This is a genomic window from Bacillus sp. CD3-5 (genome assembly GCF_006349665.1).
GTDB lineage: Bacteria > Bacillota > Bacilli > Bacillales > Bacillaceae_G > Bacillus_A > Bacillus_A paranthracis.
The window spans coordinates 118,231-145,144 of record NZ_VEPX01000010.1 but is presented as its reverse complement, the minus strand read 5'-3'; the positions used below and the strand labels follow the sequence as shown (position 1 = coordinate 145,144).

General features: G+C 37.3%; 26 protein-coding genes, 1 pseudogene and 2 other annotated features. Of the genes and pseudogenes, 10 read left to right on the top strand and 17 right to left on the bottom strand.

Annotated elements, in window-relative coordinates; genetic code table 11:
- Positions 1-31 precede the first annotated feature (31 nt).
- From FH036_RS19050 to FH036_RS19040, 3 genes are read left to right on the top strand one after another with little or no spacing between them, the layout of a single operon-like run.
- The gene (locus FH036_RS19050) at positions 32-1,951 is read left to right on the top strand and encodes a putative thiazole-containing bacteriocin maturation protein (RefSeq protein ID WP_139896107.1); all 1,920 of its coding nucleotides are present in this window, start codon (positions 32-34) and stop codon (positions 1,949-1,951) included.
- Complete coding sequence (locus tag FH036_RS19045; protein WP_139896106.1) at positions 1,948-3,897, top strand: TOMM precursor leader peptide-binding protein; 1,950 nt, start codon at positions 1,948-1,950, stop codon at positions 3,895-3,897. Before FH036_RS19050 ends, FH036_RS19045 begins: the two co-directional genes overlap by 4 nt.
- 15 nt (positions 3,898-3,912) lie before the next feature.
- A complete protein-coding gene (locus tag FH036_RS19040) occupies positions 3,913-5,454 on the top strand; it encodes a SagB family peptide dehydrogenase (protein WP_139896105.1) in 1,542 nt (513 codons plus the stop codon).
- A gap of 31 nt (positions 5,455-5,485) precedes the next feature.
- Here FH036_RS19040 and FH036_RS19035 read toward each other — a convergent pair whose 3' ends face one another.
- The 3 genes and pseudogenes from FH036_RS19035 to FH036_RS19025 all read right to left on the bottom strand — a co-directional run bounded on the left by FH036_RS19035 (position 5,486) and on the right by FH036_RS19025 (position 7,949).
- On the bottom strand, positions 5,486-5,896 hold the full coding sequence (locus FH036_RS19035) for a DUF3908 family protein (RefSeq protein ID WP_139896104.1): 411 nt from the start codon (positions 5,894-5,896) through the stop codon (positions 5,486-5,488).
- A 146-nt stretch (positions 5,897-6,042) separates the two neighbouring features.
- Positions 6,043-6,521 (bottom strand): annotated as a pseudogene (locus FH036_RS19030) (GNAT family N-acetyltransferase).
- Positions 6,522-6,614: 93 nt separating this feature from the next.
- Positions 6,615-7,949: an FAD-dependent oxidoreductase gene (locus FH036_RS19025; RefSeq protein WP_139896103.1), complete on the bottom strand. Its 1,335-nt coding sequence runs from the start codon at positions 7,947-7,949 to the stop codon at positions 6,615-6,617.
- Positions 7,950-8,146: 197 nt separating this feature from the next.
- Between FH036_RS19025 and FH036_RS19020 the strand changes: the two genes are divergently transcribed.
- Positions 8,147-8,578, top strand: a complete 432-nt coding sequence (locus FH036_RS19020) for a hypothetical protein (protein WP_139896102.1) — start codon at positions 8,147-8,149, stop codon at positions 8,576-8,578.
- A 131-nt stretch (positions 8,579-8,709) separates the two neighbouring features.
- Here FH036_RS19020 and FH036_RS19015 read toward each other — a convergent pair whose 3' ends face one another.
- Complete coding sequence (locus FH036_RS19015) at positions 8,710-9,495, bottom strand: zinc ribbon domain-containing protein (protein WP_139896101.1); 786 nt, start codon at positions 9,493-9,495, stop codon at positions 8,710-8,712.
- Between the two features lie 197 nt (positions 9,496-9,692).
- Between FH036_RS19015 and FH036_RS19010 the strand changes: the two genes are divergently transcribed.
- The gene (locus tag FH036_RS19010; RefSeq protein WP_139896100.1) at positions 9,693-10,526 is read left to right on the top strand and encodes a hypothetical protein; all 834 of its coding nucleotides are present in this window, start codon (positions 9,693-9,695) and stop codon (positions 10,524-10,526) included.
- A 34-nt stretch (positions 10,527-10,560) separates the two neighbouring features.
- Here the strand turns inward: FH036_RS19010 and FH036_RS19005 are convergent, their stop codons facing one another.
- The 11 genes from FH036_RS19005 to trpE all read right to left on the bottom strand — a co-directional run bounded on the left by FH036_RS19005 (position 10,561) and on the right by trpE (position 20,599).
- A complete protein-coding gene (locus tag FH036_RS19005; RefSeq protein ID WP_044792751.1) occupies positions 10,561-11,286 on the bottom strand; it encodes a DUF5694 domain-containing protein in 726 nt (241 codons plus the stop codon).
- Positions 11,287-11,404: 118 nt separating this feature from the next.
- The gene (locus FH036_RS19000; RefSeq protein WP_139896099.1) at positions 11,405-12,088 is read right to left on the bottom strand and encodes a DUF2278 family protein; all 684 of its coding nucleotides are present in this window, start codon (positions 12,086-12,088) and stop codon (positions 11,405-11,407) included.
- 92 nt (positions 12,089-12,180) lie between these two features.
- The gene (locus FH036_RS18995; protein WP_138322308.1) at positions 12,181-13,680 is read right to left on the bottom strand and encodes an L-lactate permease; all 1,500 of its coding nucleotides are present in this window, start codon (positions 13,678-13,680) and stop codon (positions 12,181-12,183) included.
- Positions 13,681-13,796: 116 nt separating this feature from the next.
- The gene (locus FH036_RS18990; RefSeq protein ID WP_139896098.1) at positions 13,797-14,156 is read right to left on the bottom strand and encodes a DUF4029 domain-containing protein; all 360 of its coding nucleotides are present in this window, start codon (positions 14,154-14,156) and stop codon (positions 13,797-13,799) included.
- 74 nt (positions 14,157-14,230) lie between these two features.
- Positions 14,231-15,007 carry a tryptophan synthase subunit alpha gene (trpA, locus tag FH036_RS18985; RefSeq protein WP_000537943.1) on the bottom strand — a complete coding sequence of 259 codons (777 nt, stop codon included), beginning with the start codon at positions 15,005-15,007 and terminating at the stop codon, positions 14,231-14,233.
- 3 nt (positions 15,008-15,010) lie between these two features.
- The gene (gene trpB, locus FH036_RS18980) at positions 15,011-16,204 is read right to left on the bottom strand and encodes a tryptophan synthase subunit beta (RefSeq protein WP_139896097.1); all 1,194 of its coding nucleotides are present in this window, start codon (positions 16,202-16,204) and stop codon (positions 15,011-15,013) included.
- On the bottom strand, positions 16,201-16,815 hold the full coding sequence (gene trpF / locus FH036_RS18975; protein WP_070805513.1) for an N-(5'phosphoribosyl)anthranilate isomerase: 615 nt from the start codon (positions 16,813-16,815) through the stop codon (positions 16,201-16,203). The genes trpB and trpF overlap by 4 nt, the downstream gene beginning before the upstream one ends.
- Complete coding sequence (gene trpC / locus FH036_RS18970; protein WP_139896096.1) at positions 16,812-17,573, bottom strand: indole-3-glycerol phosphate synthase TrpC; 762 nt, start codon at positions 17,571-17,573, stop codon at positions 16,812-16,814. The genes trpF and trpC overlap by 4 nt, the downstream gene beginning before the upstream one ends.
- Before the next feature lies 1 nt (position 17,574).
- On the bottom strand, positions 17,575-18,600 hold the full coding sequence (trpD, locus tag FH036_RS18965; protein ID WP_044792738.1) for an anthranilate phosphoribosyltransferase: 1,026 nt from the start codon (positions 18,598-18,600) through the stop codon (positions 17,575-17,577).
- Positions 18,597-19,184: an aminodeoxychorismate/anthranilate synthase component II gene (locus tag FH036_RS18960; RefSeq protein ID WP_139896095.1), complete on the bottom strand. Its 588-nt coding sequence runs from the start codon at positions 19,182-19,184 to the stop codon at positions 18,597-18,599. The genes trpD and FH036_RS18960 overlap by 4 nt, the downstream gene beginning before the upstream one ends.
- Entirely contained in the window at positions 19,181-20,599 is a 1,419-nt protein-coding gene (trpE, locus tag FH036_RS18955) for an anthranilate synthase component I (RefSeq protein WP_139896094.1), read from the bottom strand. The genes FH036_RS18960 and trpE overlap by 4 nt, the downstream gene beginning before the upstream one ends.
- 52 nt (positions 20,600-20,651) lie before the next feature.
- Positions 20,652-20,896, bottom strand: a binding site (T-box leader).
- A gap of 42 nt (positions 20,897-20,938) precedes the next feature.
- Positions 20,939-21,176 (bottom strand) — a binding site (T-box leader).
- A gap of 306 nt (positions 21,177-21,482) precedes the next feature.
- Here trpE and putP point away from each other — a divergent pair.
- Together putP and FH036_RS18940 are read left to right on the top strand one after the other, a co-directional pair.
- Positions 21,483-22,961 (top strand): sodium/proline symporter PutP, encoded by a 1,479-nt coding sequence (gene putP / locus FH036_RS18945; protein WP_000107223.1) that lies wholly within the window; start codon positions 21,483-21,485, stop codon positions 22,959-22,961.
- Between the two features lie 164 nt (positions 22,962-23,125).
- Positions 23,126-23,524: an Ig-like domain-containing protein gene (locus FH036_RS18940; protein ID WP_000878719.1), complete on the top strand. Its 399-nt coding sequence runs from the start codon at positions 23,126-23,128 to the stop codon at positions 23,522-23,524.
- A 24-nt stretch (positions 23,525-23,548) separates the two neighbouring features.
- Here FH036_RS18940 and FH036_RS18935 read toward each other — a convergent pair whose 3' ends face one another.
- Both FH036_RS18935 and FH036_RS18930 read right to left on the bottom strand, forming a co-directional pair.
- Positions 23,549-23,944, bottom strand: a complete 396-nt coding sequence (locus FH036_RS18935; protein ID WP_139896092.1) for a PH domain-containing protein — start codon at positions 23,942-23,944, stop codon at positions 23,549-23,551.
- A 76-nt stretch (positions 23,945-24,020) separates the two neighbouring features.
- A complete protein-coding gene (locus FH036_RS18930) occupies positions 24,021-24,932 on the bottom strand; it encodes a DMT family transporter (RefSeq protein WP_139896091.1) in 912 nt (303 codons plus the stop codon).
- A gap of 203 nt (positions 24,933-25,135) precedes the next feature.
- Here FH036_RS18930 and FH036_RS18925 point away from each other — a divergent pair, with 203 nt between their 5' ends.
- From FH036_RS18925 to FH036_RS18915, 3 genes are all read left to right on the top strand, one after another.
- Positions 25,136-25,867: an alpha/beta hydrolase gene (locus FH036_RS18925; protein ID WP_001076850.1), complete on the top strand. Its 732-nt coding sequence runs from the start codon at positions 25,136-25,138 to the stop codon at positions 25,865-25,867.
- Positions 25,868-25,959: 92 nt separating this feature from the next.
- Positions 25,960-26,478 (top strand): YjcG family protein, encoded by a 519-nt coding sequence (locus FH036_RS18920; RefSeq protein WP_000765878.1) that lies wholly within the window; start codon positions 25,960-25,962, stop codon positions 26,476-26,478.
- Position 26,479: 1 nt separating this feature from the next.
- Positions 26,480-26,902 carry a GNAT family N-acetyltransferase gene (locus FH036_RS18915; RefSeq protein ID WP_000543279.1) on the top strand — a complete coding sequence of 141 codons (423 nt, stop codon included), beginning with the start codon at positions 26,480-26,482 and terminating at the stop codon, positions 26,900-26,902.
- The last annotated feature ends 12 nt before the right edge of the window (positions 26,903-26,914 follow it).

Here is a 26,914-nt window from a genome sequence, read left to right as displayed (position 1 = left end):
AATGTATGCCTAAAACGTAAGGAGGATTAAAATGAGTAACCTTCCAGCACATGCAAAACTAAAAGCAAATAAAGATACTTTCTTCCTCCCCGACTCAAACGGGGGTGTCTATTTTCGAAATAACGCCAGTTCATTTCGTATGGACGGTGACGGAATTTATAACTGGATTGAAAAATTAATGCCAATGTTTAACGGTAATTATTCTTTAGCAGAAATAACGGATGGTCTCCCTCTCCCCTATCAAAATCGTGTATTTGAAATTGGAGAGATTTTATATACAAATGGGTTTGTCCGTGATGTAAGTCAAGATGCACCTCATGAGTTAAACAGTGCATTACTTGATAGATATGCTTCGCAAATTGAATTTCTAGAAGCAGATTCTCATTCAGGCGCTTTAAAATTCGAAACGTACCGAAATGCAAATGTACTTATAATCGGTTCTGGAGATATGCTTACTTCCTTAGTTTCTTCTTTATTAGAATCCGGATTACCTACCTTTCATTACCTTGTGACAGATTATGAAGAAACGAATTACGACCGTATTCACGAGCTAGTAGAACTTGCGCATGAAGTAGATGATGCTGTACTTGTTCAAGAAATAGATACAACAATTGATCGTCCCCTGCATGAAGTGTTCGAGCCTTTCGACTGGATTTTATACGTCTCGCAAAATGGAGATATCGAAGGACTAAGAGCAGTTCATGCGATTTGCAAGGAAATAGGAAAGAACTTCATACCAGCCGTTTGTTTATCAACACTTGGTATAGCTGGTCCTGTCGTAATGGCTAATCGTGAAGAATGCTGGGAATCCGCATGGCATCGGCTACATGAAACGACTTTACAAAATGAAAATTCATCAGCCACCTTCTCTCCTATTACATCCGCAATGCTAGCAAATATAATCGTTTTTGAATTATTTAAACATGTTGCTGATGATTCACATCGAGAAAAGAATCCACAATTCTTTTTATTAAATTATGAAACACTTGAAGGAACATGGCATCCTTTTATAAAACATCCTATCGCCACTGATGAAAGTTTCACAATTGATACGATAGAAAACCTTTCTGAAAAACTTGAGCATCGGTCTAACCAACATACCTCAACTGATTTATTCCGTTTTTTCGATTCATTAACTTCTAAAGAAACTGGTATATTCCATGTATGGGATGAACAAGATTTACATCAATTACCGTTATCACAATGCCATATTCAAGTAGCTACACCTCTATCAGATGGCCCAGCTTCTCTCCTGCCTCTTATAACTTGCAGTGGTTTAACTCATAACGAAGCGCGCCGAGAAGCTGGTTTAGTAGGAATCGAAACATACGTAGCAGAAATTATGCACCGCCTTATCCCTGAACATAACGATATCGGTATTGGCGCTGGAGAAACGATGACAGAGGGTGTATACCGGGCACTACAACAACATTTAAATAATAAATTGTATGAACGACAATCACATATGCTAGAAGAAATTACGACGGTCGACTTAACGGACATTCATGATAAACATTGTAGATTTTATTACGATGCCCTCGCTACCATTCATGAAACACCTAAAATCGCAATGGGTGAAGAGATTCTCAGCTTTCCAGTCGTTTGGGTTGGTATAAATGATCGATGGTATGGTGCATCTAATATTAATATGACGTTAGCGTTACGAAACGCACTACAACTATCGCTTCTTCATATTCAAAATGAAGAAACTCCTTACAGAACTAATATTTTGCCTGAATCATCTATTATTTTATATGACACGGATTCTTTTAGGTTAGAAATACAAGCAGAAGAAGAAATTCCAAGTACGCAATCTGTACAGCTTGCCTTGCAACATTTAGAAGAACATCACTTTTATCCATTCGTGTTTGATTTAGCGATTGAATCATTTTTGAAAGAAAACTTAGATGGTGTGTACGGGGTATTAATTGCAAAGGAGGATAGTCTATGACTCAAAATATATTACTTATAGGAGATGGCCTTCTTGCAGACTATGTACATGATCAATTATGCAAACAATATTCCATCATTCGCCAACACACAATGGCAGACGAAATCCCTGAAAATATCGACCTCGCTCTCGTATTACATGACGGCTCTCCTTCTACGATTCATCATGACGCTGAGCTAACTTTCCGGTCAAATAATATTCCGTGGCTACGTGGTTTTACTTCATTTGGTGAAGGGGTTATCGGTCCTTATATTCATCCTCTTGCAGCGGGATGTACTCATTGTGCCGATGGACGACGCTTTATCGCTGGATTTGATCAAAAAGAAATGTGGGAGTTACAGCGAAAATATGCGGTAAAAGAAGGAAACGTAACGAGGCGTGATGTACGTGCCACCCAAAATGGCATTCTGCAAATGTGCCATCTGATTTGCGCAGAAACAGAGAAAATATTAACTCATACTCATCCTTCTTTAGAAAATGAACTCATTTTACTAAACTTACAAACACTGCAATGTACGCGGCATTCTTTTCTTCCAGATCCGCTCTGTCCTGTATGTAGTAATTTGCCTGATGACACGGCAGATGCAGCAACGATTTCATTACAACCGAGCTTAAAAACAAGTGATGCAACATATCGCTGTCGTTCCATTCATGAACTAAACACATTTTTAACGAAGGACTATTTAGATTACCGAGTCGGTATGTTGAACGGAAAAATGCAGCATTCTTTATTACCATTTGCTGACGTTATTATAAACATGCCATTAATGTTTGGAAATGAAGGGGTTGCAGGCCGAACTCTTTCATTTGCAGTAAGTGAAGCAACTGCTATTTTAGAAGGTTTAGAGCGATATTGTGGTATGTCACCTCGAGGGAAAAAGACAAATGTGCATGGTAGTTTTCATGATGTAGAGGATCATGCACTAAATCCCCTTACGCTCGGTGTACATACAAATGAACACTATAATCGTGATGGTTTTCCATTTAAACCGTTTGACCCTGACTATGAACAAAACTGGGTATGGGGATATTCATTGTCACAAAACCGTCCAATTTTAGTTCCTGAATCAATCGCTTATTATAGCCTCGGTCATCGAGATGCTTACGTATATGAAACATCAAATGGCTGTGCCATTGGTGGTAGTTTAGAAGAAGCAATTTTTCACGGTATTTTAGAAGTTGTAGAGCGTGACGCCTTTTTGCTCACTTGGTATGCTGCATTACCTCTTCCCCGCCTTGATCTTAGTTCAGCAAATGATACGGAATTACAATTAATGATCCAGCGGCTGTACACGATTACCGGTTATGAATTGCATGCTTTTAATGCTACGATGGAACACGGTATCCCGAGCTTATGGGTAATTGCGAAAAATACGCGTGAAAATGGAATGAACGTTGTTTGCGCTGGAGGCTCTCATTTGGACCCCGTCCGCGCTTTAAAGAGTGCCATTCACGAAATAGCAGGCATGTTACTTATAACAGACGATGAACTTGAGGAAAAAAGAGAGTACTACGAAAACTGCTTACAAGACGCTTATCTCGTAAATAAAATGGAAGACCATAGTATGCTGTATGGATTGAAAGAAGCAGAAGAACGTCTTCATTTTCTTTTACGTGACGATGCCCCGATGCAAACGTTCCAAGAAATGAACAGGTTACAATCATTTGATCTCGATTTAACATCCGATCTTCATCAACTTTTAAACCGTCTAGGCCAAACCGGACTTGAAGTAATCGTTATAGATCAAACAGTGCCTCTTATAGAAAAAAACGGATTGCATTGTGTAAAAGTCATTATTCCAGGTATGCTACCGATGACGTTCGGTCACCATCTCACTCGACTTACAGGGCTAGATCGAGTGTATACCGTACCGATGACGCTTGGATATACCGCTGAGCCTTTAACGAATGAACAATTAAATCCACATCCGCATCCGTTTCCATAGTAAAGGAGGGATTCTATGCAGCTGGATTCTTTTTTACATCATCTCCATTTTTCTATAGACGAAATTATGCCAAATCATGAAGTGGACTGGGCAGATGCACCGCTTCCTTATAAACTATATCGAAATGTACCTATCATTCCTCTCTCTTTAGAAATCCCATTATCTTTACCTAACTCTTCTACTACACCTACTTTGAAAGAGATTGGTCATTACCTTTGGTGCTCATTTGGTTTAACCCAGTTATGTCAGCTAAATAGCGAGAGAATTTTATTCCGAAGATCTATCCCTTCCGGCGGCGCTTTATATCCAAATGAATTGTATATATATTTAAAGATTGACGATTATCCAGACGGCATTTACCATTACGACGCCGCGCATCACCGACTTATCTTACTTCGCGAAGGAAATTTCGATTCTTACCTTACAGAAGCACTCGGCAATCGTTGTAACTTACATTTTTGTTTTGGTGCTGCATTCGTATCCACTATGTTTTGGAAAAACTACTTTAAATACAATAACTTTTCATATCGACTTCAAGGATTAGATAGTGGTGTTCTCATCGGACAATTACTTGAATGTGCCAAACAGTTCGGTTACACAAATGGCGTATATTTTCAGTTTTTAGACCGTGCAATCAATCATTTACTCGGACTGTCAGAAGGCGAAGAAAGCGTGTATGCTGTTGTACCTTTCAGTACAGAACCACAAACGAATTGGTTTTACAATGATTACCGTGAAAAGAAAACAGTTACTTCCCATGAGTTGTTACAGCAAATTCCGCCGCTCACACATGAACATTTCATTCGGTCAAAACATGTTGATGAATATCCGATGATAACAAAAATAAATGAAGCTTCTATAATTGAATCGACAGCACACTTCCAAACACTAGTTCATGAAGAGCACTATCAACATCATAAGCACGCTATACAACTGCCGAAAGTAGAGCGTTTATCTTATGATTTCTTACAACTTTGCCGAAAACGGTATTCCCCTGATGCTGACTTTATTTTAACAAAATGGGATGTAGCCGAGCTCGCTGCTTTACTACAAGAAGCGAGCCTCTCCTTCCCTTATTACAACGACCTTGATGGTAAGTATGTAAATGAAAATGCGCGCGTCTCATTATATGGATGTTTCTATAACGTAAAAGATATAGAAAACGGGGCTTACGCTTATAATAGTAAAACGCATTCCATACAACCACTTCGATATGGTGACCTTCGTTACCCCCTTCAATCTAGTATGACGATGGATAACGTAAACCTTTTTCAAGTACCACTTTGCTTACATGTAGTCGGAAAGAAAGATTACTATACAAATGCATTAGGCTATAGAGGGTACCGTATTCATCAAATGGAAGCAGGTATACTCGTTCACAAACTCGTTTTTGCAGCAACCGCAATGGGGATGGGCGGGCATCCTTTACTTAGTTTTGATACAAATTCATGTGATCAGCTATACGGGATAGATGCTGGAAATAAAACGTCACTTATTCAAATTCCTGTTGGGGCCTATCGGGCGCGGAATTGGTTAAAAGGGGATTTGCGTAATTAGAAGCACGCCGGTGTACGGCGTGCTTTTTTTACTAGATTAGCTTAAAAATACTTTTAATTTGTCTCGCAAATAACCAGTTTTTCGTACCGTAGTTATCATTTAAACTATCTAAATTGATAGTTTGTCCGTTAGCAAACTTTAATTCTAACGTTGTATTTTTGTCATTTGTTTTTAAATTACTATTTGTAATGGCATCATACTTTAATTTTTCAATCTCAACATATTCGTCTTTTTCTTGTCCGATCACGACATGGTCTTGGAAGAAGAACAATACTTCTACTTTCTTACCGAAACAAAATACGTTTTTCGTATAAATTAATGTCGCATTATCAAGTCCAATGCATACTTCTTTCATCTCTTCAACAACGTTTCCAAAGTCTTCTTCCTGTCTTGCGTTTGATTCAGCAATCCATTCTTCGATTGTTTTCATATTAATTGCCATACTGTGCCCCCTGGTTCGTTCATTGCTTTATTTTAAAATAAATACTATATGAAAATATAAGCGATACGTACTATGTTTTCAAGGGAGAACGGTATATTCAAAATAAAGTTAAATTTCAAAGTAATATACTAAAAGAATCCATTTCATTATATTTCAAACGTTGGAACGAGACATTCTTCCTCATCGATTAACTGTATTTTCTCATCAAATTCGATGTTTAACTCCCTATATACTTTCTTCCAAAAAGAAACTGCTGGTACATTTTTCACAAGTTCGATAACGAAATACTGTCCTCGTTTCTCTTTTAACACATTCTCAATAACTCTTTTACCGATTCCTTTTCCCTTGTACTGATTCAATATGAAAATGTCATTTATGCCAAAGTCATTTTCTTTTTTCAAAAACGGACGTTCCAACAATAATAAAAATCCTACAATACTATTTTCAGCTTTTATAAAATACGGAGTGATTCCGTCATTTTCCAAAAACATGTGCAAATCTTCGTATTCAAAAAATCATTTGCTCCAATCTTTATATTCGGAGTGAATGTAGAGAGGTCATGTAGATATAGTGCATACAAATTACGTAATATCTCTTTTCCTGATTCTTGAAGTGTTATAAACATTTTTAATGATCCCCTTCCTTGTACGTAACTACCCTCTTCATTCGACAAAAATGATGATTCCCCTTTAACGAAAAAAATAGCACTTAAAAAGTGCTATTCTGCTCGCCTTGCCGCTTGCTGAATTGGATCCCAAACGCTGTTATATGGTGGTGCGTAACTTAAGTCTACATCTTCTAAATCGTGAATGCTCATTTTATTGAAGAGTGCCATTGCGATTACATCAATTCGTTTATCTACACCTTCTTCTCCAATTACTTGTCCGCCTAATAATTGTTTCGTGCCAGAACGGTATAGTAATTTTAAGTAAAGTGGTTTCGCATTTGGATAATAGCCCGCCATATTAGTCGAATCTACTTTGACTGTTTTATACGGGATATGTAGTCCCTTTGCTTCTTTTTCATTTAAGCCTGTTCTTGCAAGCGTCAAATTCATAAATTTAATAATACCTGTACCTAACGTTCCTTTAAAAGCTCTTCGTTTATCCAGCATATTCAGTCCAGCAAGTCGCCCTTGTTTATTTGCAGTTGTTCCAATTGGAATATGATCATGAATTTCTTTTATAACGTGATAATGTGTCGCACAATCACCAGCTGCATATACGTCTTGCACATTCGTTTGCATATATGCATTTACCTCGATTGCCCCTTTATGATTTGTACGTATATTCGTTCCTTCAAGAAAATCAGTATTCGGCTTCACTCCGACAGATACTAGAACAAGATCCGCTTTATACGTACCTTTATCCGTTTCAACTGCTTCTACTCGTTCATTCCCTTTAAACGCTTTTACATTTTCATTCGTTAAAATTTCAATATTATGTTTATCTGCTTCTTTATGTATATACTCCGCCATATCCGCATCATAAATCGTACCAATATGATCATTTCGCTCAATCATTCTTACTTTTTTACCAAGTTCAACGAATGTTTCTGCCATTTCCAGCCCAATCGCACCGCCACCAATAATAGTTACATCCTCAACTTTATTCGTTTCTAGCGTTTGTAATATGCGCTCAGCATCTGGGATTGTTTTTAAAAGATGAACGCCTTGTAAATCTCGCCCTTCCCATTCTGGCATAACAGGACGTACTCCGGTCGCAATTAATAAACGGTCATACGAAAATTCAAAGACATCTTTCGTCTTCGTATGCTCTGCGTATACCATTTTCTTTTCCGTATCTACTTTCGTTACTTCATGTCGTACTTTCGCATCAATTCCATATTTATCACGAAACGTCTTTACATTACGCGCGATTAACTTTTCCGTTGAAGCGATAGCACCACTAATGACATATGGTAACCCACACTGTGCGTACGAATAAATTTCACCTTTTTCTAACGTCACAACATTTGCATTTTCATCGTTTCTAACAATTTGCATCGCTGCACTCATACCAGCTGCATCTCCGCCAATAATGACATAGTTCACTTTACCACTCCTTCTTTTTTACATACTCTTTACGTTTTCCATATTTTATCGAAATAACACCTACTTCTATTGTAAAGAAAGAGAATTTCATCTTCAAATTTATTGCACAAACCTATGCCTAAATAGGTAACTGTCGTGCCTTCTAAACAACATGTTTAATATGCTATAACAGTTACTATTGAAAGTAGGTGAAATATATGTGCGCCGGCCTTCTCGCCCAGCTTCCAGATGAACCGCAAGAACCAAAAGAACCGAAACCCGCCGTCTCACTTGACCAAGAATTTTCCATTAATGCAACAATATATAGCGCTCGTGCTTGGTTATCTAACGATGATACATTTGCGCAAGATATTTGGAAAGCTACCCAATTCGCTTCAGCATCACATGCTGGCAAGTCCATCTTTCCAGTCGGTTCTGTTAAAATTATAAACTTCTCTGATGATACAATTACTGTTACTGCTTCACCAGAATCAGATCATGCGCTCAAAATAGTCGTACCACCCCATTCCGAGGCAGCATTAACGTCTGGTCCTTTATCACATATACAAGCTAGTACATCAGGGGGATCCAGTAAAGTCACATTTCTCTTTCACATCTTTTTCTCAAGGGATCCTGGTTCGACTAAATAACTATAGAAAAGGTACAGCTGTGCACTGTACCTTTTTCATATGTTCTATTCTCTTGATAACATTATAAGATTCAATCTTCAAATTGAGTCCCACACTTTGTGCATATATTCATCTATTCAACCACCTTTTCTTTAGAAGCCAGTGAATCCCTGTGTAAAGGTTTGAATGATCGTGCTAATGTAAGACCACAGTACAATGAATGTTGCAATTCCGATTAAAACATTTGCGATAAGAAGTGTATAAATAAGGTCTAATCCGCCGTTATCTAGCTTTACTATAGCGACAATTATACTAATTGACATATACGTTGTAGCCAGCCCTAATAAGATTGGTAAGAAAAAGATTAATAAAAAGCTAAACAGAAAAGAAAGAACTAATATCGCAATTGCCGGAGTCGCTATCGTTCCCCATATACCGAATACTTCAAGAAACGAAAAAGATGATTTCATCATCTTCCCACTGACAAAAATAATAAATCCGACAAATAAAGTTAAAATGAGTAAAAATAAAAAGACCGTTACAGAGTCCAAAAAGAAATTAGGAGTCGTTATATGTGGTGCAAATGTTCTCGTAACAGCTGCTGCAGCACTCATCATTCTATAAAAAATACATGCCCCTAAAAAACAAATAAGAACAAGACTTACAATTCCATTTCGTACTTCAACCTTGCCACTTTTCATAATCGCTGTCGGTGCTTCGAAAGCATGTTTAAAGAACTGAAAGTAGCTACTTGCAAACCGCTTTGCTTGCTCTACTGTTTCATTTGGTCGAGTTTCCTTTGCTGGTGCTATGCGTGCCTGTTGCTCATCTTCTTCCTGTGCCCCACTCGCTACTACTTCCTCCGTCAACGAATGTCCACAATTCCCGCAAAATTTTGCCTCTGCTGTATTTTCCGTATGACACGCCGGACATTTCATTCTCGCATTCCCCCCCTTAAGCAAATACCATATAGGGTGTTACAAATTCAATATATGACTTTGTACATAAAACATGACTACAAGAAACAGATTCTGAAATCCTTCTTTCAAAAGAAATATATGTGCTAGCAATCTTGAAAAATAATGCTATTATGAAACAGAACGAATAACGTTTTTAACAGATTGGATGACTGAAAATGGAATTGGTAAACTCAATTTTTCAAATACTCCTTACAAGCGTAATCCAATTATTTTCTTTAATTGGCGTTATCATTGTAATTGGATTTCTATTAGGCTATTTAGAATCTCTCACGCGCATGTATTGGTCGAGAGCTTTCGGAAGAAAAGGCTTCCTTTTAACAGCTTGGATCGGTGTTCCGATTCACGAACTTGGACATGCCATTATGTGTGTACTATTTCGTCATAAAATTGTAGCAACGCAGTTTTTCCCAACAGATACAAGCCAAGGCGCTTTAGGCTACGTACAACATCAGTACAATCAAAAAAGTGTATATCAACGAATCGGGAATTTCTTTATTGGAATAGGACCTATTATTTCCGGTATTACGGCATTAATCCTTTTAATGCGCTATTTCGTACCAGATTCATATTTCTTATTTAATACAACTCTCGAAAAAACAATCGCTACTACTTCTATTAATGTAGAAATGGTGCAAAACATGCTCTTGTCGACGTTCGTATTATTAAAGAGCTTATTTACAATAAGTAATGTATTGAATCCTTCCTTTTGGCTATTTTTATTTATCGCCATTTGTATTTCTGCACATATCGCTTTAAGTAAACCAGACATTAAAGGATCAATAGACGGTGTTATCGTCATGTTTATCGTGTTATTTTTATTCAATATTATAGCGGGACTGTTTCAGTACGATAGCAACCAACTAATTGGAAAAGTGATGAAGTATAATATGTACCTCATTGCGTTTTCTAGTGTGGCACTGCTGTTCTCTTGTATTTCTACACTTGTTAGTTTTGGGTTTTATAAAATAAGAGGAGGGCGTTCTATTTAAATAAAAGGGTATCCAATTACAACTGGATACCCTTTTATTTAAATACATGTTCTTCATACAGATATTTATCTGCTAATACGACCTCACAATTCTCTCCTTCTTCAAGGAATCTAGCAACAATCGAACAATGCGACACACCAACTATAAATAAAATACGCTCCTCAGGTGATTCAATTAAGCGAACGATATTCGAATACATAATTAAATTTCTCTTGTACCACCACGTTAACCATTCCATCCCAACATAATGACCGAAATCACCGATACGTGCCATATTTACATATAACTTATGCAGCTTATTAAATACTTCTTGATTATTCATTTCCTGATAAAACTCTAGAACACTTTTAGTATCAACTAAATTTATTTCTGGTACCAAAGTAAATATTTCTTCAAATAGATCTGGTTGATTTTCTTTCCCCCATTTATGTACATCCCAAACATCAGTAACATCATTCCCTCCCATCCAATCGATTGCATATACTTGTTTATGCTTTAAGTTTGCTGCCATTCTAAAGCCAATTTGATCTATTTCATGTAATGCCAATTCGTATACACCTAACTTATACTGTTTAAAATCTTCATTTAATTTATTCTGCTTATCTGTAATACTTTCAACTGCAATTTTTGTTGGCTCGAATTTTTGAACGATAGAAACAAGTTCTCTAATTTCAGCTTGCCTCTTATCCGACAATAATTCTTCATGCTCGCTCATATGGCATGATCCAAGTATTAGAACTTTCGGTTTACTTCCTTTCATTTTCACCCTCCCTTTTTTTCTGACTATTCAATTATATCAAGATACACTCAATTGTAAATAATTGTATTACAAATGGAGAGGCCATCTAACTTACGATGGCCTTTCCATTTGTAACAAACTACCTCTTACTTGTATAATCACAATGCTCAACCGGCACACGAGCATGTCCCTCTTCATCCGTACACCATGATTGCGACTGGAAGGCAAGAAAGATACCGACCCATTCTTCTTCCTTTTCAAAGTGAATGAGTATTCCTCCGTCTTGCCATATACCATTATCACCTTTCCATTTTTCTACATTTCCTTGATTCATGTGAATATCATGTATTCCGTTTCCTGGTTCGAAATGAAAGTAAGAATCGGGTGTATTTTCTTCTGGTCCCCATCTTTCACCGAACGCGTAAATAATCGCTTTTTCTTCTATCGCTCGTTTTATATAACGTTCTATTTTTTCATTTAAATCATTATCTACTCCTGCTTTTTCAGCAGGTAAAGGAATCATTTGCTTCGAATCAAATACATTACCTCTTACGTAGTCTAAAGCTACTTTCGGCTCATTGTTTTTTATTTCTGTAAAACCGAATGGCAATGTCGGTAAAATATTAATTGCTTCTGACCGAATATTGTCGCTCGCAAAATATAAAACTTCTGACGGATAACTTTGCGATTTCACGTTAATTGCAATGCGATAATCTACTTCTGCTTCATCTTGTAAATGAACTTGATAATGAGGAGTTCTCCCTTTTCCGATCTTAGATTGTATAACGGTACCTTTTAACACACCATAATTTTTTAAGGGCATACATTTCATCTCCTATTCATTTATTAGAAGCTTTTCATAATTTAAAGCATTATCCAGTAACACAAAAAATCCTCCTAAATATAGGAGGATTTTTAATTTCTCAACATATACCAAACAATCACCTCTACTACTACGAGCAACACCGCACCAAAAATCATTAACGTCGTCTTCTTTAATAGTTCATTTTCACGATACGGGATGTTACATAAATACGCACCTAGTGTAATCCGTGATGGGCAAGCAATTGTCGCTACTGATGACGCTGTATTTTGAAGCGTTGTGACGTATTGCCACGGGAGTGCTACGTTTTGCGCAGTTTGCATTTGTAGTTTTATAAACATCGCATTTGAGCCTGCATTACTACCTGTTAAAAATCCACCGATTCCTCCGATAAACGGAGCAACGAAAACGAAAAATGTTCCAAACGTTTCACCAGCTGTTTTTGCCAGTAATGAATGCATGCCAGATGCACCCATTAGTTCTGAAATGGCGATAAACATTGTCGTCGTAATCGCAAAGGGAATCCATTGTTTTATTGTTTGCGTGATTGATTGTTTCATAATATGAGATGGAATACGGAAGAAAACAATAGTAAATAAGCAAGTCATACCGAGCCAAAATCCTGGTGAATATAGTAGCTCCAGTTTATAAGAGTATGATTTTAAATCAAGAACGGCATATGAACGGAACAAATCATGTAATGCTGGAACGAGGCGAGAAAGTAAAATACAAACTGTTAAGAATATATAAGGGCTAATAATTTTTATAATGGATACTTCTCTCTCCGTTGCTGCAGCATGTTCTGTCATTAGACTTTGTTCATTGTTCCCTTTTAATTTAATGATAAGAAAGCCAAATGTAATTGTAACGATAGAACTTAATATACCTGCTAGTTCAACACTTACGTATGCATTAGAAAGATAGATTCCGAGAGAGAATAATAAAAAGAAACCAAATCCTTCTTTCCACTTTTCAATAACCGCCTGCCAGCCACCAACAACATGTAGAGAAAGAATGACGAAATAAGCGAACATCGGGATACTTAATAGCGCTGTATTTGTACCGAGTGTTGTAAGCGGCATATTGATGAGCTGGGAACCGATAATCGTACCAGTTGCCATTGCGCCCCATGAACTAGCTAGTAAACCAATAAATGAAAGTAGTACAGCTTGAAACGGTTTATAGCCTAATGATAGAAAGATAGGTGCTGCGACCATGAAGCCGATTCCGAATCCACTTACGGATTCAATTAGTGGGCAAATGCCAAAACACATAAGAAGCATTTGTAATAAACGATCTTGCGTCACTTCTTCTAAAAAACGCGCTACTTGGTCGATGTACCCCATTTTGTTCATGAGGTGAAATAAAAAAATACCGAAAAATAAAACGTACCCGACAATAAAACAAATTAACCATCCTTTAATCGTTGCGTGCACAGTTTCACTTATCCCTAATTGAAACATTGGCGAGAGTAAAACGATTCCAACAGACACAGCATAAGAAATTAACGAGGACCTTAATGACGTTTGTTTAAATAAAAATAAACAAATGAAAATCATCATAATTGGGATAAGTGCCAACAATATGGCCATGTTATCATCTCATTTCGTTTAAAATACAATTTTTAACTATTATATAACAGATGCCAAAAATTTCAATTGTTTTTGCAACAGATACAAAAAAGGGAACCGAACGGCTCCTTTTTTAATCACTCCCATTTTCTATTATCCTGAAAAACCGTCTGCTGTCCGACTATTTTATCTAACAGCACAAACACAATATAAGCACATATTACTTGCAATACAACATTCCCAAATTTCATGAATTCAAATGAATGGATCCATCGGAATAATTCATTTAACAATACAATCGAAACGATACTAAATAATTCTATACTAATCGAAAATATACATATTTCTAAAATAGATTGTTCTTGAATGCGACTTAAGTTGGAAAAGATGAATACATATCCTAAAAATAGAGCCATCAATTCTATTTTCGTCATGCTAATGAGCCAAGCGTATAGTGGTACAGTTAGAATTAGATATAGTAGTTTCCGTCTTAGCATGCTTTCTCACCCTCTAAATTATATGTATTTTCTGTATATTTTAACATTTATTACACAAAACAAAAAGAAGAGACTTATGCCTCTTCTTTTTGTTTTGTTGCCTGTATGAATTCACATATTTCTTCTCGTTTTTCATTTTCTAACAGTTCAATAATCTTACTTCCAACGACAACCCCGTCACATATTGTAATCATTTCTTCTACATGTTCCTTCGTTGAAATACCGAACCCTGCCACTACCGGTAAATGCGTATGTGATTTTACTTTTTCTAAGTAACTATGAATCTCTTCTTTAAAATTTTGACGTACGCCTGTTACGCCCGCTACTGTAACGGCGTAGACGAATCCTTCTGATTCACTCGTAATTTTTTTGATCCGCTCAATTGGGCTCGTAACAGTAACAAGTGGAATGAGCGCAATGTTTGCCTCTCGAAGTAACGGAACAATAATGTCTTGTTCTTCATATGGTAAATCCGGAACGATAATACCGTCTACCCCTGCTTCCATACAGTTCTCGATAAATCGTTCTTTCCCGAATGCAAGTACTGGATTTAAATATGTCATGAGTACAAACGGAATTTGCACTTCTTTCCTTACCTCTATTAATGCTTGAAAAATGCCTTTTACTGTTACACCGCTATCTAGCGCTCGTTTCCCTGCTCTTTGAATCGTTGGGCCATCTGCGACTGGATCTGAAAACGGGATACCAATTTCAACGATGCTTGCTCCCGCTTCGTCTAGAAAACGAATTCTTTCTTTTAACTTCTCAAGGCCTCCATCTCCGCCCATTACGTACGGAATAAATGCTTTCTTACCATTTTCAAATGCTGCTTTAATTCTTTCTACTCCCATTTTTTACACCTCTTCCATATAACGTTTTATACTCTCTACATCTTTATCACCACGGCCGGATAAACAAATGACAAGTCCTTCATCTTCCTTCATTTGCGGCGCTAATTTTAATGCGTATGCGACAGCATGCGAGCTTTCTAATGCCGGGATAATCCCTTCTTTTTTCGTTAATAACTGAAACGCTTCTAACGCCTCATCATCAGTAATGGAATGATAAGAAACGCGGCCAATATCTTTTAGCAAGCTATGTTCTGGACCAACTCCCGGGTAATCAAGCCCTGCTGAAATAGAGTGCGCTTCTTGAATTTGACCTTCTTCATTTTGCAGAAGATACATCATCGATCCGTGCAGGACACCGACGCTTCCTTTCGTTAAAGTTGCTGCATGCTTTTCTGTATGAACACCTTTTCCAGCTGCTTCTACGCCGTAAAGAGCAACTTCTCCATTATGTACAAACGGATAAAACATTCCCATTGCGTTACTCCCACCACCAATGCAAGCAACGACTGCTTCTGGTAACTTTCCTTCTAACGCTTCATATTGTTTTTTCGTCTCATTCCCAATTACACTTTGGAAATCACGGACAATTTGCGGGAATGGATGTGGTCCGAGAACAGATCCCATAATGTAGTGCGTATCATGCACGTGTGAAACCCAGTAACGAAGCGCCTCGTTTACCGCATCTTTTAATGTACCGCTACCTGCCGCTACACTTTCTACTTTCGCTCCGAGTAATTCCATTCGGAACACATTTAATTTTTGACGTCTCACATCTTCTTCTCCCATAAAGATGACGCACTCTAAACCGAGAAGGGCACATACCGTAGCTGTTGCAACACCGTGTTGTCCAGCCCCTGTTTCAGCGACAACTTTTTTCTTGCCCATTCGCACCGCAAGAAGTGCCTGACCAATTGTATTGTTAATTTTATGAGCTCCTGTATGGTTCAAATCTTCACGTTTTAAATAAATCTTTGCACCTCCGCAATACTCCGTCATATTCTCAGCGAAATAAAGCGGTGTTTCTCTTCCGACATACGTTTTTAAATAATGATTTAATTCCTTTTGAAATGCTTCATCTTCCATCGCCTCTTTATATGCTTCTTCTAGTTCTAATACAGATTGCATTAACGTTTCTGGAACGTATCGTCCTCCGTATATACCGTAGTGACCTTTTTCATCTGGATATGCGTAGTTCATTTAGAACACTCCTTCGCTTTTATAATAAATTGTTTTATTTTCTCTACATCTTTCTTTCCTTCTGTCTCTACTCCGCTGCTCACATCAACCATATATGGCCGAACAGTTCGAATTGCTTCTTCTATATTAAGAGTGTTTAATCCACCAGCTAATATCGTTTTCTCTCTTAATTCTTTTGGCATATGCGCAAGTAACCCCCAAGAAAATGTCTTTCCATTTCCTCCATGAAACTTTTCCTTCGGGCTATCAAATAATATATAGTCCGTTTCATACCCTTGAGCGTTTTTCATATCACTCTCTGAAGTTACTCCTAGCGACTTTATAGACGGAATATTCAATCTTCTAATTTGATGATTGTCTTCACCCCCATGTAGTTGTACATGTGTTAACCCGCAATCCTCTGTAATTTTCTGGATACCTTCTACTGATTCATTTACGAAAACACCGATTTTTAACACGTTGGCTGGAAGTTCTGCAATAATTTCTTTCGCTCGCTCTGGGGTAATTTTTCTTTTACTTTCTGCAAAAACAAATCCAAGTGCATCAGCTCCGTATTCGCAAGCACGTTTTGCTGTTTCCATATCAGTAATCCCGCAAATTTTCACTTTCATATGTTCACCTTACAATCTTCAAAAAAGGTATGAATAGAAGACGATGTCATAAGCGCTTCTCCAACTAGTACACCTTTTGCCCCAGCTCGTTTAACGCGGATCATGTCTTCTTTTGAATGAACCCCGCTCTCACTAATCCAAAGCAATTTCTCCTCATTTAATCGTTTTCCAAGCTTTTCTGTTTGGCCTAAATCGACTTCGAATGTTTTTAAATTACGGTTGTTAATACCGATAACATGCGGATTTAATTCGATTGCAATTTCTAATTCCTCTTCATCATGAATTTCAACAATTGCTTCTAACCCTTTTTCTCGTACGTAGCTATACAGCTCTTTTAATTTCTCTTTCGTTAACGCCGCTACGATTAGTAAAATAATATCTGCACCAGCTTCATACGCTCTATCAATTTGAATCTTATCAATTATGAAATCTTTACATAAAAGCGGAATGTTACTTTCTTCTCGTGCTGTTTGTAAATCATAAAAAGATCCTTTAAAAAATTGACCGTCTGTTAAAACAGAAACTGCTCCTGCGCCGCATTCTTCATATGTCTTCACTTGTTTTCGTACATCAACGTATAAATTAATATCTCCTTTTGATGGTGATGCTCGCTTTACTTCTGCGATGACAGTAAATTGCTCTAGAGCCTTTACAAGTGAGCGCGTTTTTCTTTTTTCTTTTACTGGTGTATATGTTTCATATAATGCCGCAACTTCCTTTTTCTTTTGATCTACAATTTTGTCTAAAATCGTCCCCACTTTAATTCACCCTTTCTAATTTTTCGTTACTTGCTGCAATTAATAAGTTTAGTTTCGCTAATGCTTTTCCAGAGTCAATGCTATGTGCTGCGAGTGTTATTCCTTCTTCAATCGTCTTTGCTTTTCCATTTGCGAAAAGAGCAAGCCCTGCATTGAATAAAACAGTATCACGGTAAACACTCTTTTCTCCGCTTAATATCCCGAGCGTAATCTTTGCATTTTCTTTCGAATTCCCTCCTCTAATCTCTTCGTTTCTCACTATTGAGAATCCATATTTCTCAGGTTCAATACTCGTTTCTACTATTTCATTATCTTTTAAAATGACAACATGATTTTCTCCTTGCAATGATGCTTCATCTAAAAACCCACTTCCGTTTACAACAAGTGCTTGTTTTCTTCCTAGTTTCTGTAGTACTTGCGCAACTGGTAGTAACATATCTCGTTTATAAATGCCGACAAATTGTGTTTCTAAATTCACCGGATTTGTTAAAGGACCAATTAAGTTAAAGATCGTCGGCACGTTTAATTCTTTTCTTATTTTCATAATGCGTCTTAATGCTGGATGCATCGCTGGTGCGAATAAAAATGCGATTCCGACATGCTCTAATAAATAATCAATTTCGTTTGGCGTACTACTAATATTTACACCGAGTTCTTCTAATAAATCTGCACTTCCTGTTTTACTAGAAACAGCACGATTACCATGTTTTGCAACCTTTACGTCAGCTCCTGCCAGTACAAATGCTGATGTTGTGCTAATATTAAACGTTTGGGCACCGTCACCACCTGTCCCGCAATTGTCCATCGCGCCTTGTATATGATTCGAAAACGGTAATGCCTTTTCGCGAAGAGCTCGAACGAGACCGTATATTTCTTCTGCCGTTTCACCTTTCGCTTTCAGTAAGACTAGGAAAGCTGCAATTTCACTTTCCAATATGTTTTCATTTAATAAAAGAAGCCCCGCTTTATACATTTCCTCTTCTGTTAAATGTTGTCCCTCCACCAATTTACGAAGATAGTTATTCATACTCTTTCCTCCTCTTTCACTTCGCCTAAAAAGGCACGTATTAACTTTCCGCCTTCTTCTGTCGCGATTGATTCCGGATGAAACTGTAATCCGAAGAGCGGATAATAATTGTGACGAACTGCCATTATTTCTCCATCGTCCATCGCTGTCGCTAATATGTCAAAACACTGTGGCAAGCTCGTTTGTGCTGCAACAAGAGAATGATAGCGCATCGCTGTTAGCGGCTGCGTCACATATGAAAAGATTGACGTTCCGTTATGTTTCACACGCGATGTTTTTCCGTGTTTAATGCGCTCTGCTCTTACAATATCTCCTCCAAATGCTGCTATAATCGCCTGATGCCCGAGGCAAATACCTAATATGGGAACGTTCTGATAAAAGTGACGAATCACTTCAATACAAATGCCAGCATCCTCTGGTTTTCCTGGTCCTGGTGAAAGTACAATTCCTTTCGGCTTCATTTCTTCTAATTGTTCTATCGTTATTTGATCATTTCTTACGACAACAATATCTTCTTCGTATTCACCTAATAGTTGATACAAGTTATATGTGAATGAATCATAATTATCGATCAGTACAATCATTTCATTACCTCCAATAGCGCTCTCGCTTTATTTAACGTTTCTTCATATTCAGCTACTGGATCTGAATCGTAAACGATACCCGCTCCTGCCTGAACGTATGCTTTTTCATCCTTTACAACCATTGTTCGAATGGCGAGCGCCATATCAAGATTCCCTGAAAAACTAACGTATCCAACTGCACCGGCGTACACATTTCTTTTTTCATTCTCTAGCTCATTTATAATTTCCATCGCTCTAATTTTCGGAGCACCTGATACCGTCCCCGCTGGTAAGCAATACGCTAATGCATCAAATCCGCCCATTCGTTTTCGCAATGTTCCGTAAACTTCAGATACAATGTGCATAACGTGAGAGTATTTTTCTACTTTCATATATTTATCTATCGTAACCGAGCCGATTTCGCTCACTCTACCAATATCGTTTCGCCCAAGATCTACAAGCATCATATGCTCTGCTCGCTCTTTCTCATTATCTAACAGTTCTTTTGCGATTTCCTCATCTTCCCTCTTCGTTTTCCCTCTTGGTCTCGTACCAGCAATTGGATTCGTCATCACTTTATCCTCCCTTACTGATAGTAAACTTTCCGGCGAAGAACCGAGTACAACATAATCTTGAAAATCGATATAGAACATATATGGTGATGGATTTGCAATTCGAAGTTTTCGGTATAACGCGAATGGATCACCAATACATTCACTTTGTAAACGCTGAGATAATACAACTTGAAATATGTCCCCGGCCCCGATATGTTCTTTCGCCGTTTCTACCATCGCGCAAAATTCTTTTTCCGTTATAGAAGAAGTGAATGATAGTGTTGATCTTATTTCGGTTACTTCAGCTTCTTCTCCCTGTAGCACTTCTTCTTTGTATATTTGCAACCTTTCATATACTTCTTCGTAATCTGCTGAATCATCTTCCCTGCATACATATACAAACAACAACTTTTGGCGTAAATGATCGTAAACGATAAACTCACGATATAGTAAAAGGTGTACTTCTGGAATATTCAATGGATCATATAAATCTGCTCCAATGTTTTCATATTGCCGAATGACGTCATAGCCAATATAACCAACTGCTCCACCGCAAAATGGAAATGGACTATCTACTTGAGCTGACGCGATCACTTCTTCTAACACTTGTAGTACGTTACTTTGCAACTTTTCTGACCTGCCGTAAATGGTTCGCTCCACTTCTGTACCAGCACTTTTCACTTCACCATATGGATTACAACCTAAGTAAGAATAGCGCCCTTTATCTTGATGAAGCTGTGAGCTTTCTAATAAAAATTTCTTCTTCCCTTTCATACGTCTATATAAAGAAATTGGCGTAATGCTATCTCCTTCTTCTTCAGTGATTACTAAAAATGCTCTTCCCTGTTCTTTTTGCTTCATAAATTCCTCTTTTGTCATCATGCCTTTCACCTCATCCTGAAAAATAAAAAAGTCCTCTACATATCGAAAATATGTAGAGGACGATAAATTTACCGTGGTACCACCTCATGTTGGACGCAAAAGCATCCCGCTTTATTCAGGTACAAAATATATACCTTATCCTTGTAACGGCGGAACCCGGGTTGCCTACTGAAAATAATTGTTCAGCATACCTCTCGTAAGCCCATTCCGTATATAGCACCGCACCGGGCTCCCACCTATTCCCAGCTCTCTGTAACGTCTCCAATATACGTACTCTTCTTACTTCAACGATTTCATTTATTTAATTTTTTATACACAAAAAGGGAGTACTCATCCTATAGAAAGGACGGGTACTCCCGTGGTGCCACCTTAATTCGTTACGAATGTAACGCACTTTACCGTATCAAAAACAATACGTGTCTCTTGTATCGATGAGATCATGTCGCCAAAGCCTACTTCTTTCGTTTCGGTTTGGAAGCTCCGAAGCCCATTCCACATCAATTCCATACTGATTCGCACCAACCATCAGCTCTCTGACATGTTCATCATGTGTACTCTTCTTCATCAACGCTCGCATTTTTTTAAGTTGCACTCATTATAGACTTAACTTTTTTCACAAGTCAATACTTTTTAAAAAATTTTATTTTTCTCTCCTTTCAATATTATATTGACAAAACAACCTCTTTTTATGTAAATATAATAAATACTCTATTAAAAATAAGGTTTTTTGTATGAATATTATATATTAAAAAAGTAAAATGATGCCAAAAAACGCTTACATTTCTGAAAATTCATATTTCTGTATGGATTTTTCAGAATAATCATGATAGATTATAAATATGCATAACGCATCAAAAGACATGACAAAAGGAAGGGGAACTACATGAGTACGCAGATGTTAACTTTAACTTCTATCTCTATTTACATGCTCGGGATGTTAGTGATTGGCTACTTCGCCTATAAACGAACGTCCAACTTAACAGATTATATGCTTGGCGGGCGTACACTAGGCCCCGCAGTAACAGCATTAAGTGCTGGAGCATCCGATATGAGTGGTTGGCTTTTAATGGGCTTACCCGGTGCAATGTTTAGCGTTGGATTAAGTAGTAGTTGGATTGCGATTGGCCTAACACTAGGCGCATACGCAAACTGGCTATATGTCGCTCCTCGCTTACGTACCTACTCAGAAATTGCAAACAACTCTATTACTATCCCAGAATTTTTGGAACATCGCTTCCAAGACAAATCCCATATGCTACGCTTAGTATCTGGACTTGTTATTATGATTTTCTTTACTTTTTATGTAGCTTCAGGACTCGTTTCAGGTGCTGTATTATTTGAAAATTCATTTGGTATGAACTACCACGTTGGATTATTCATTGTAGCTGGCGTTGTTGTTGCTTACACGTTATTTGGTGGTTTCTTAGCAGTAAGTTGGACAGACTTCGTGCAAGGAATCATTATGGTAGTTGCTCTTATTCTTGTTCCTACTGTTACAATTATGAATGTAAATGGACTTGGTCCAGCATTTAGCACAATTAAATCAATTGATCCAACATTATTAGACATTTTTAAAGGTACTTCTGTATTAGGTATTATTTCATTATTCGCATGGGGCCTTGGTTATGTTGGACAACCACATATTATCGTACGATTTATGGCAATTTCTTCTGTAAAAGAAATTAAAAGTGCGCGACGAATTGGTATGAGCTGGATGATTTTCTCTGTTGTTGGAGCTATGTTTACTGGTCTTATCGGTATTGCATACTACTCAGACAAAGGATTAAAGCTATCCAATCCAGAGACAATTTTCCTTGAACTGGGGAAAATTTTATTCCACCCACTTATTACTGGATTTTTATTAGCAGCTATTTTAGCAGCTATTATGAGTACAATTTCATCTCAGTTACTCGTTACTTCTAGTGCTGTAACGGAAGACTTATATCGTACTTTCTTTAAACGTTCTGCTTCTGATAAAGAGCTTGTATTTGTCGGCCGTATGGCTGTTCTTGTTATTGCATTAGTTGGGTGTGCATTAGCGTTTAAACAAAATGATACGATTTTAGCTCTTGTTGGATACGCTTGGGCTGGATTTGGCTCTTCATTCGGACCTGCTATTTTATTAAGCTTATATTGGAAACGTATGACGAAGTGGGGCGCACTTGCTGGTATGATTTCTGGTGCCGCTACTGTTATTATATGGACGCAATTCAAATTCTTAAAAGAATTCTTATATGAAATGATTCCTGGTTTTACTATTAGTTTACTAGTAATCGTAATTGTTAGTTTACTAACACAGCCTTCAAAAGAAACTACAGAGCAATTTGAGAATTTCGAAAAACAACATAGTGATAATTTATAAAGGAAAAGCTCTGCTGTTATCGTATCAGCAGAGCTTTCTTTTTTCTCAAAGTTCGACAATCTTCTGCTCGAATTTAACAATTTCTTTATGTTTCATTAAATTAAACGTAACACTACTCCTTTATAGTAGTACTATCAGCACTTATACAGAAAGGGGACTCCAACATGTTAGCAGCTTTCCAGCAACAACAAACACGAAAATTTTCACCTATCACCAATACTTCTGCGTCTTGTTTGAACATACAACCTAATCCACCTAAAATTTCAATCGCTCCTTCTGTTATTTCAGTCATCGGTGTTCATATGGAAAAAAATAAGTTGAAAATAAGAACTGGCCAAAGCACTGAGTTGTCCGCCACTGTTTTGCCAGTACAAGCAACCAATAACGAACTTATTTGGACAAATATGAATGCTGATGTTATCACACTGTATCCGAAAGGTGATACAGTAACGATTACTGGAAAAAGTGCAGGTAGAGCAGTCGTAATTGTTACAACTGCTGAAGGTAAGTTCAGGGACCTATGTATCATTCATGTACAACCTTATATGACAAACCCAAAATAAAAGAGTGGCTATGAAGCCACTCTTTTACTTTATTTCAATGTGTGGATTTTTACTTGTAACGAGATTGATAAATTGCTCTTTATCTTTAGGAGAAATAATTTCTGTTTGATGTGCACCATAAACAATTTCAAGTCGATCAAATGACAATGCATGGGCTGCTATTGGATTTTTTGTATTTAAAATTTGTTTTATATCTCGTATAAATATGCGCTTTTTAACGAAACCTGATCTAATTGTAAGTGTTTCTTCTCCGACGATGTATTTTGTCGAAAACCAACTCCAAATAAATAATATCGCTAATGGAATTGTAAAAAATAAAAGAAAATATTCTCTACCTGCAAATAGGGGAGCAAAACACGCTCCAATGACAACGAAAAAAATCGGATATAGCCATACATCTTTTTTTGATGGGAATTCCATTTCCTTCCGCCTTCCACACCCGTATTTATATAAAACAAAAAGAGAAGTATCACAACTTCTCTTTTCTCTCTTAACATTATAATTCCTGTGTATAAACAGGCTCGTTTACGACATTTTTTGCTGTTCTTTTTTGTTGCTGCAATAAGAAAACAGACACACCAAACAATACGAGCATGCTACCGATCATTTGCATTGCATTTAATCTTTCCCCAAGTAAGAAGAACGCTAGTATTGATGCTCCAACTGGTTCCCCTAAAATACTCATCGAAATTGTTGTTGCATTTACGTAGTTTAATAGCCAGTTATTAATGACGTGTGACACTGTCGGCACGACCGCAAGTAAAAGAAAGACGGTCCAATCCCACTTTGTATAACCTGTAAAAGGCACTTGCAACACTATATTATAAATCCCCATAAAAATACCTGCGAATGCAAAAACAGTAAAGCTATAAATCCAATGTGATACTTTCTTTACTGTCGTTTGCCCGATAAATAAATAACCGACAACTGCTATTACACTTAAAAAGGATAATATATCTCCATAAATTGCTTGTTCACTTAGTCCTAAATCTCCCCAACCGATACACACTACACCTAGTATCGCAATTCCCATTGTCGCAATGGCTGAGTATGTTGTTCTTTCTTTAAATAAGAAAAAACCGCCAACTAAAGATACGATTGGTTGAAGCGCTAAAATAATTGTCGAACTCGCAACTGTTGTATGTTTTAAAGATTCAAACCATAAAAGAAAATGAAGTGCTAAAAAGAAACCAGATCCAATTAAAAATCCCCAATCTTTTATTTGAATCTTACTAAACTCTTCCCGTTTTTTCCAAACGATAGGCAGCATAAGAAGTACGATAATCCATAATCGATACATACTTAATATGGAAGATGGTGCCGAGGACATCTTTACAAAAACTGCTGCGAATGAAATGGCTATAATGGAAATAGCTAATGGTAGCGCGATTGACCTTTCTTGTTTCAAATTCCGTCTCCCCTCTCACCTGTCAAAAATCCCACTTCATTATATCCGTTTTCTTTCCTAACTTAAATACTAATTTTTTAGATTCTTCGTACCATTATGGTAAAATAGAAACGAAAGCACCTATTAGTGAATATTTCTTTCTTTTTCACTACAAGCGTCGCTCTTACAATTATTACAGTAAATTTTTATTTAGGGGGATCTACATGAATCAAACAATTGGGAGAATTGAAGAGATTTCATTTTATAGTGCATCACTTCAAGAAGATGTTACACTTCTCGTTTACTTACCGGTAAATTACACACCGCTGCACAAACATACAGTTGTCATTGCACAAGATGGCAGAGATTATTTTCAGCTTGGTAAAGCACACCGTGTAATTGAGCGCCTTCGTGAAACTGAAGAAATTGACCGCACAATTATTGTCGGTATTCCATATAAAAATGTACACGATCGTAAAGAAAAATATTTCCCAAATGAGGTAAAAAACGCTGCGTATATTCGTTTCCTTGCTCATGAACTTGCGCCATATATCGATGAAAATTATCCAACGTACCAAATGGGAAAAGGTCGTGTGTTAATTGGAGATTCTCTTGGCGGGACAGTTTCCTTTATGACCGCACTTATGTATCCGCATACATTCGGTAAAGTCGTTATGCAATCACCTTTTGTAGATGAAACAGTAATGAACTTAGCAAAAGAATTCAAAAATCCGGAGGCGCTAGAACTTTACCACGTCATTGGAACAGAAGAAACAGCTGTAAAGCGCACGGATGGACAAGTATCTGATTTCGTAGGGCCGAACCGTGAGCTTCATACGCTTCTGATAGATAGAAATTTCATTACGCATTACGAGGAGTTTGAAGGTAATCATACGTGGAAATATTGGCAAACTGATTTACCGAAAGCTTTCTCTCATATGCTATCAATGAAATAATAGAGAGCAGTATTCAGAATAATTTGATATAATAGATTAAGAGAGTTATTTTCTCAAAATCTAACTAGACTTACAAAGGGAGGAATTGGAACATGAAATTAGGCATTGTAATTTTTCCATCTAAAATGATTCAAGATAAAGCGAACGGATTGCGTAAACGTTATGATCCGCATTACGCATTAGTTCCGCCACATATTACATTGAAAACACCCTTTGAGACGCAAGATGAACAATTAGAATCGATTGTAAACGAGTTACATACAATCGCAAGTAAAACGAACCCTTTCACCCTTCACGTTGGAAAAGTTGGTTCATTCGCACCTGTTAATAATGTTCTTTATTTTAAAGTAGAAAAAACACCTGAACTTACTTTCTTAAATGAGGAAATGCATAGCGGGTTCTTTACACAAGAACGCGAATACGCTTTCGTACCTCATTTAACAATCGGACAAGGCTTATCTGATGCAGAGCATGCTGATGTACTAGGTCGATTACGTATGAAAGATTTCTATTACGAACAACCAATTGACCGCTTCCACCTTCTATATCAATTAGAAAACGGAACATGGACTGTACACGAAACATTCCGCCTTGGAAAGGGGAACAACTAATTTGCATGCACAGATCGTACAAACGGACGAACAACTAAGAGATGCATTCTCTGTACGTAAGCAAGTATTTGTGAAGGAACAGCAAGTTTCTGCCGAAGAAGAGTATGATGAGTTTGAAGAAACTTCCATACACGTTGTTATATATGATAATGATGTTCCCGTTGGTGCTGGGCGTTTTCGCACCATTGATGGAATAGGAAAAATGGAACGCATTTGCGTACTAGCTTCCCATAGAAAAAAAGGCATCGGAAAAATTGTTATGAATGCACTTGAAGCATATGCGAAGGAAAACTCGCTACCAAAATTGAAGCTGCATGCTCAAACACATGCTGAAGATTTCTATAAGAAACTTGGATATGTAACGAATTCTGATGTATTTATGGAAGCAAATATTCCTCACATCGTTATGATAAAAGAATTGTAATTTGAAAACAGG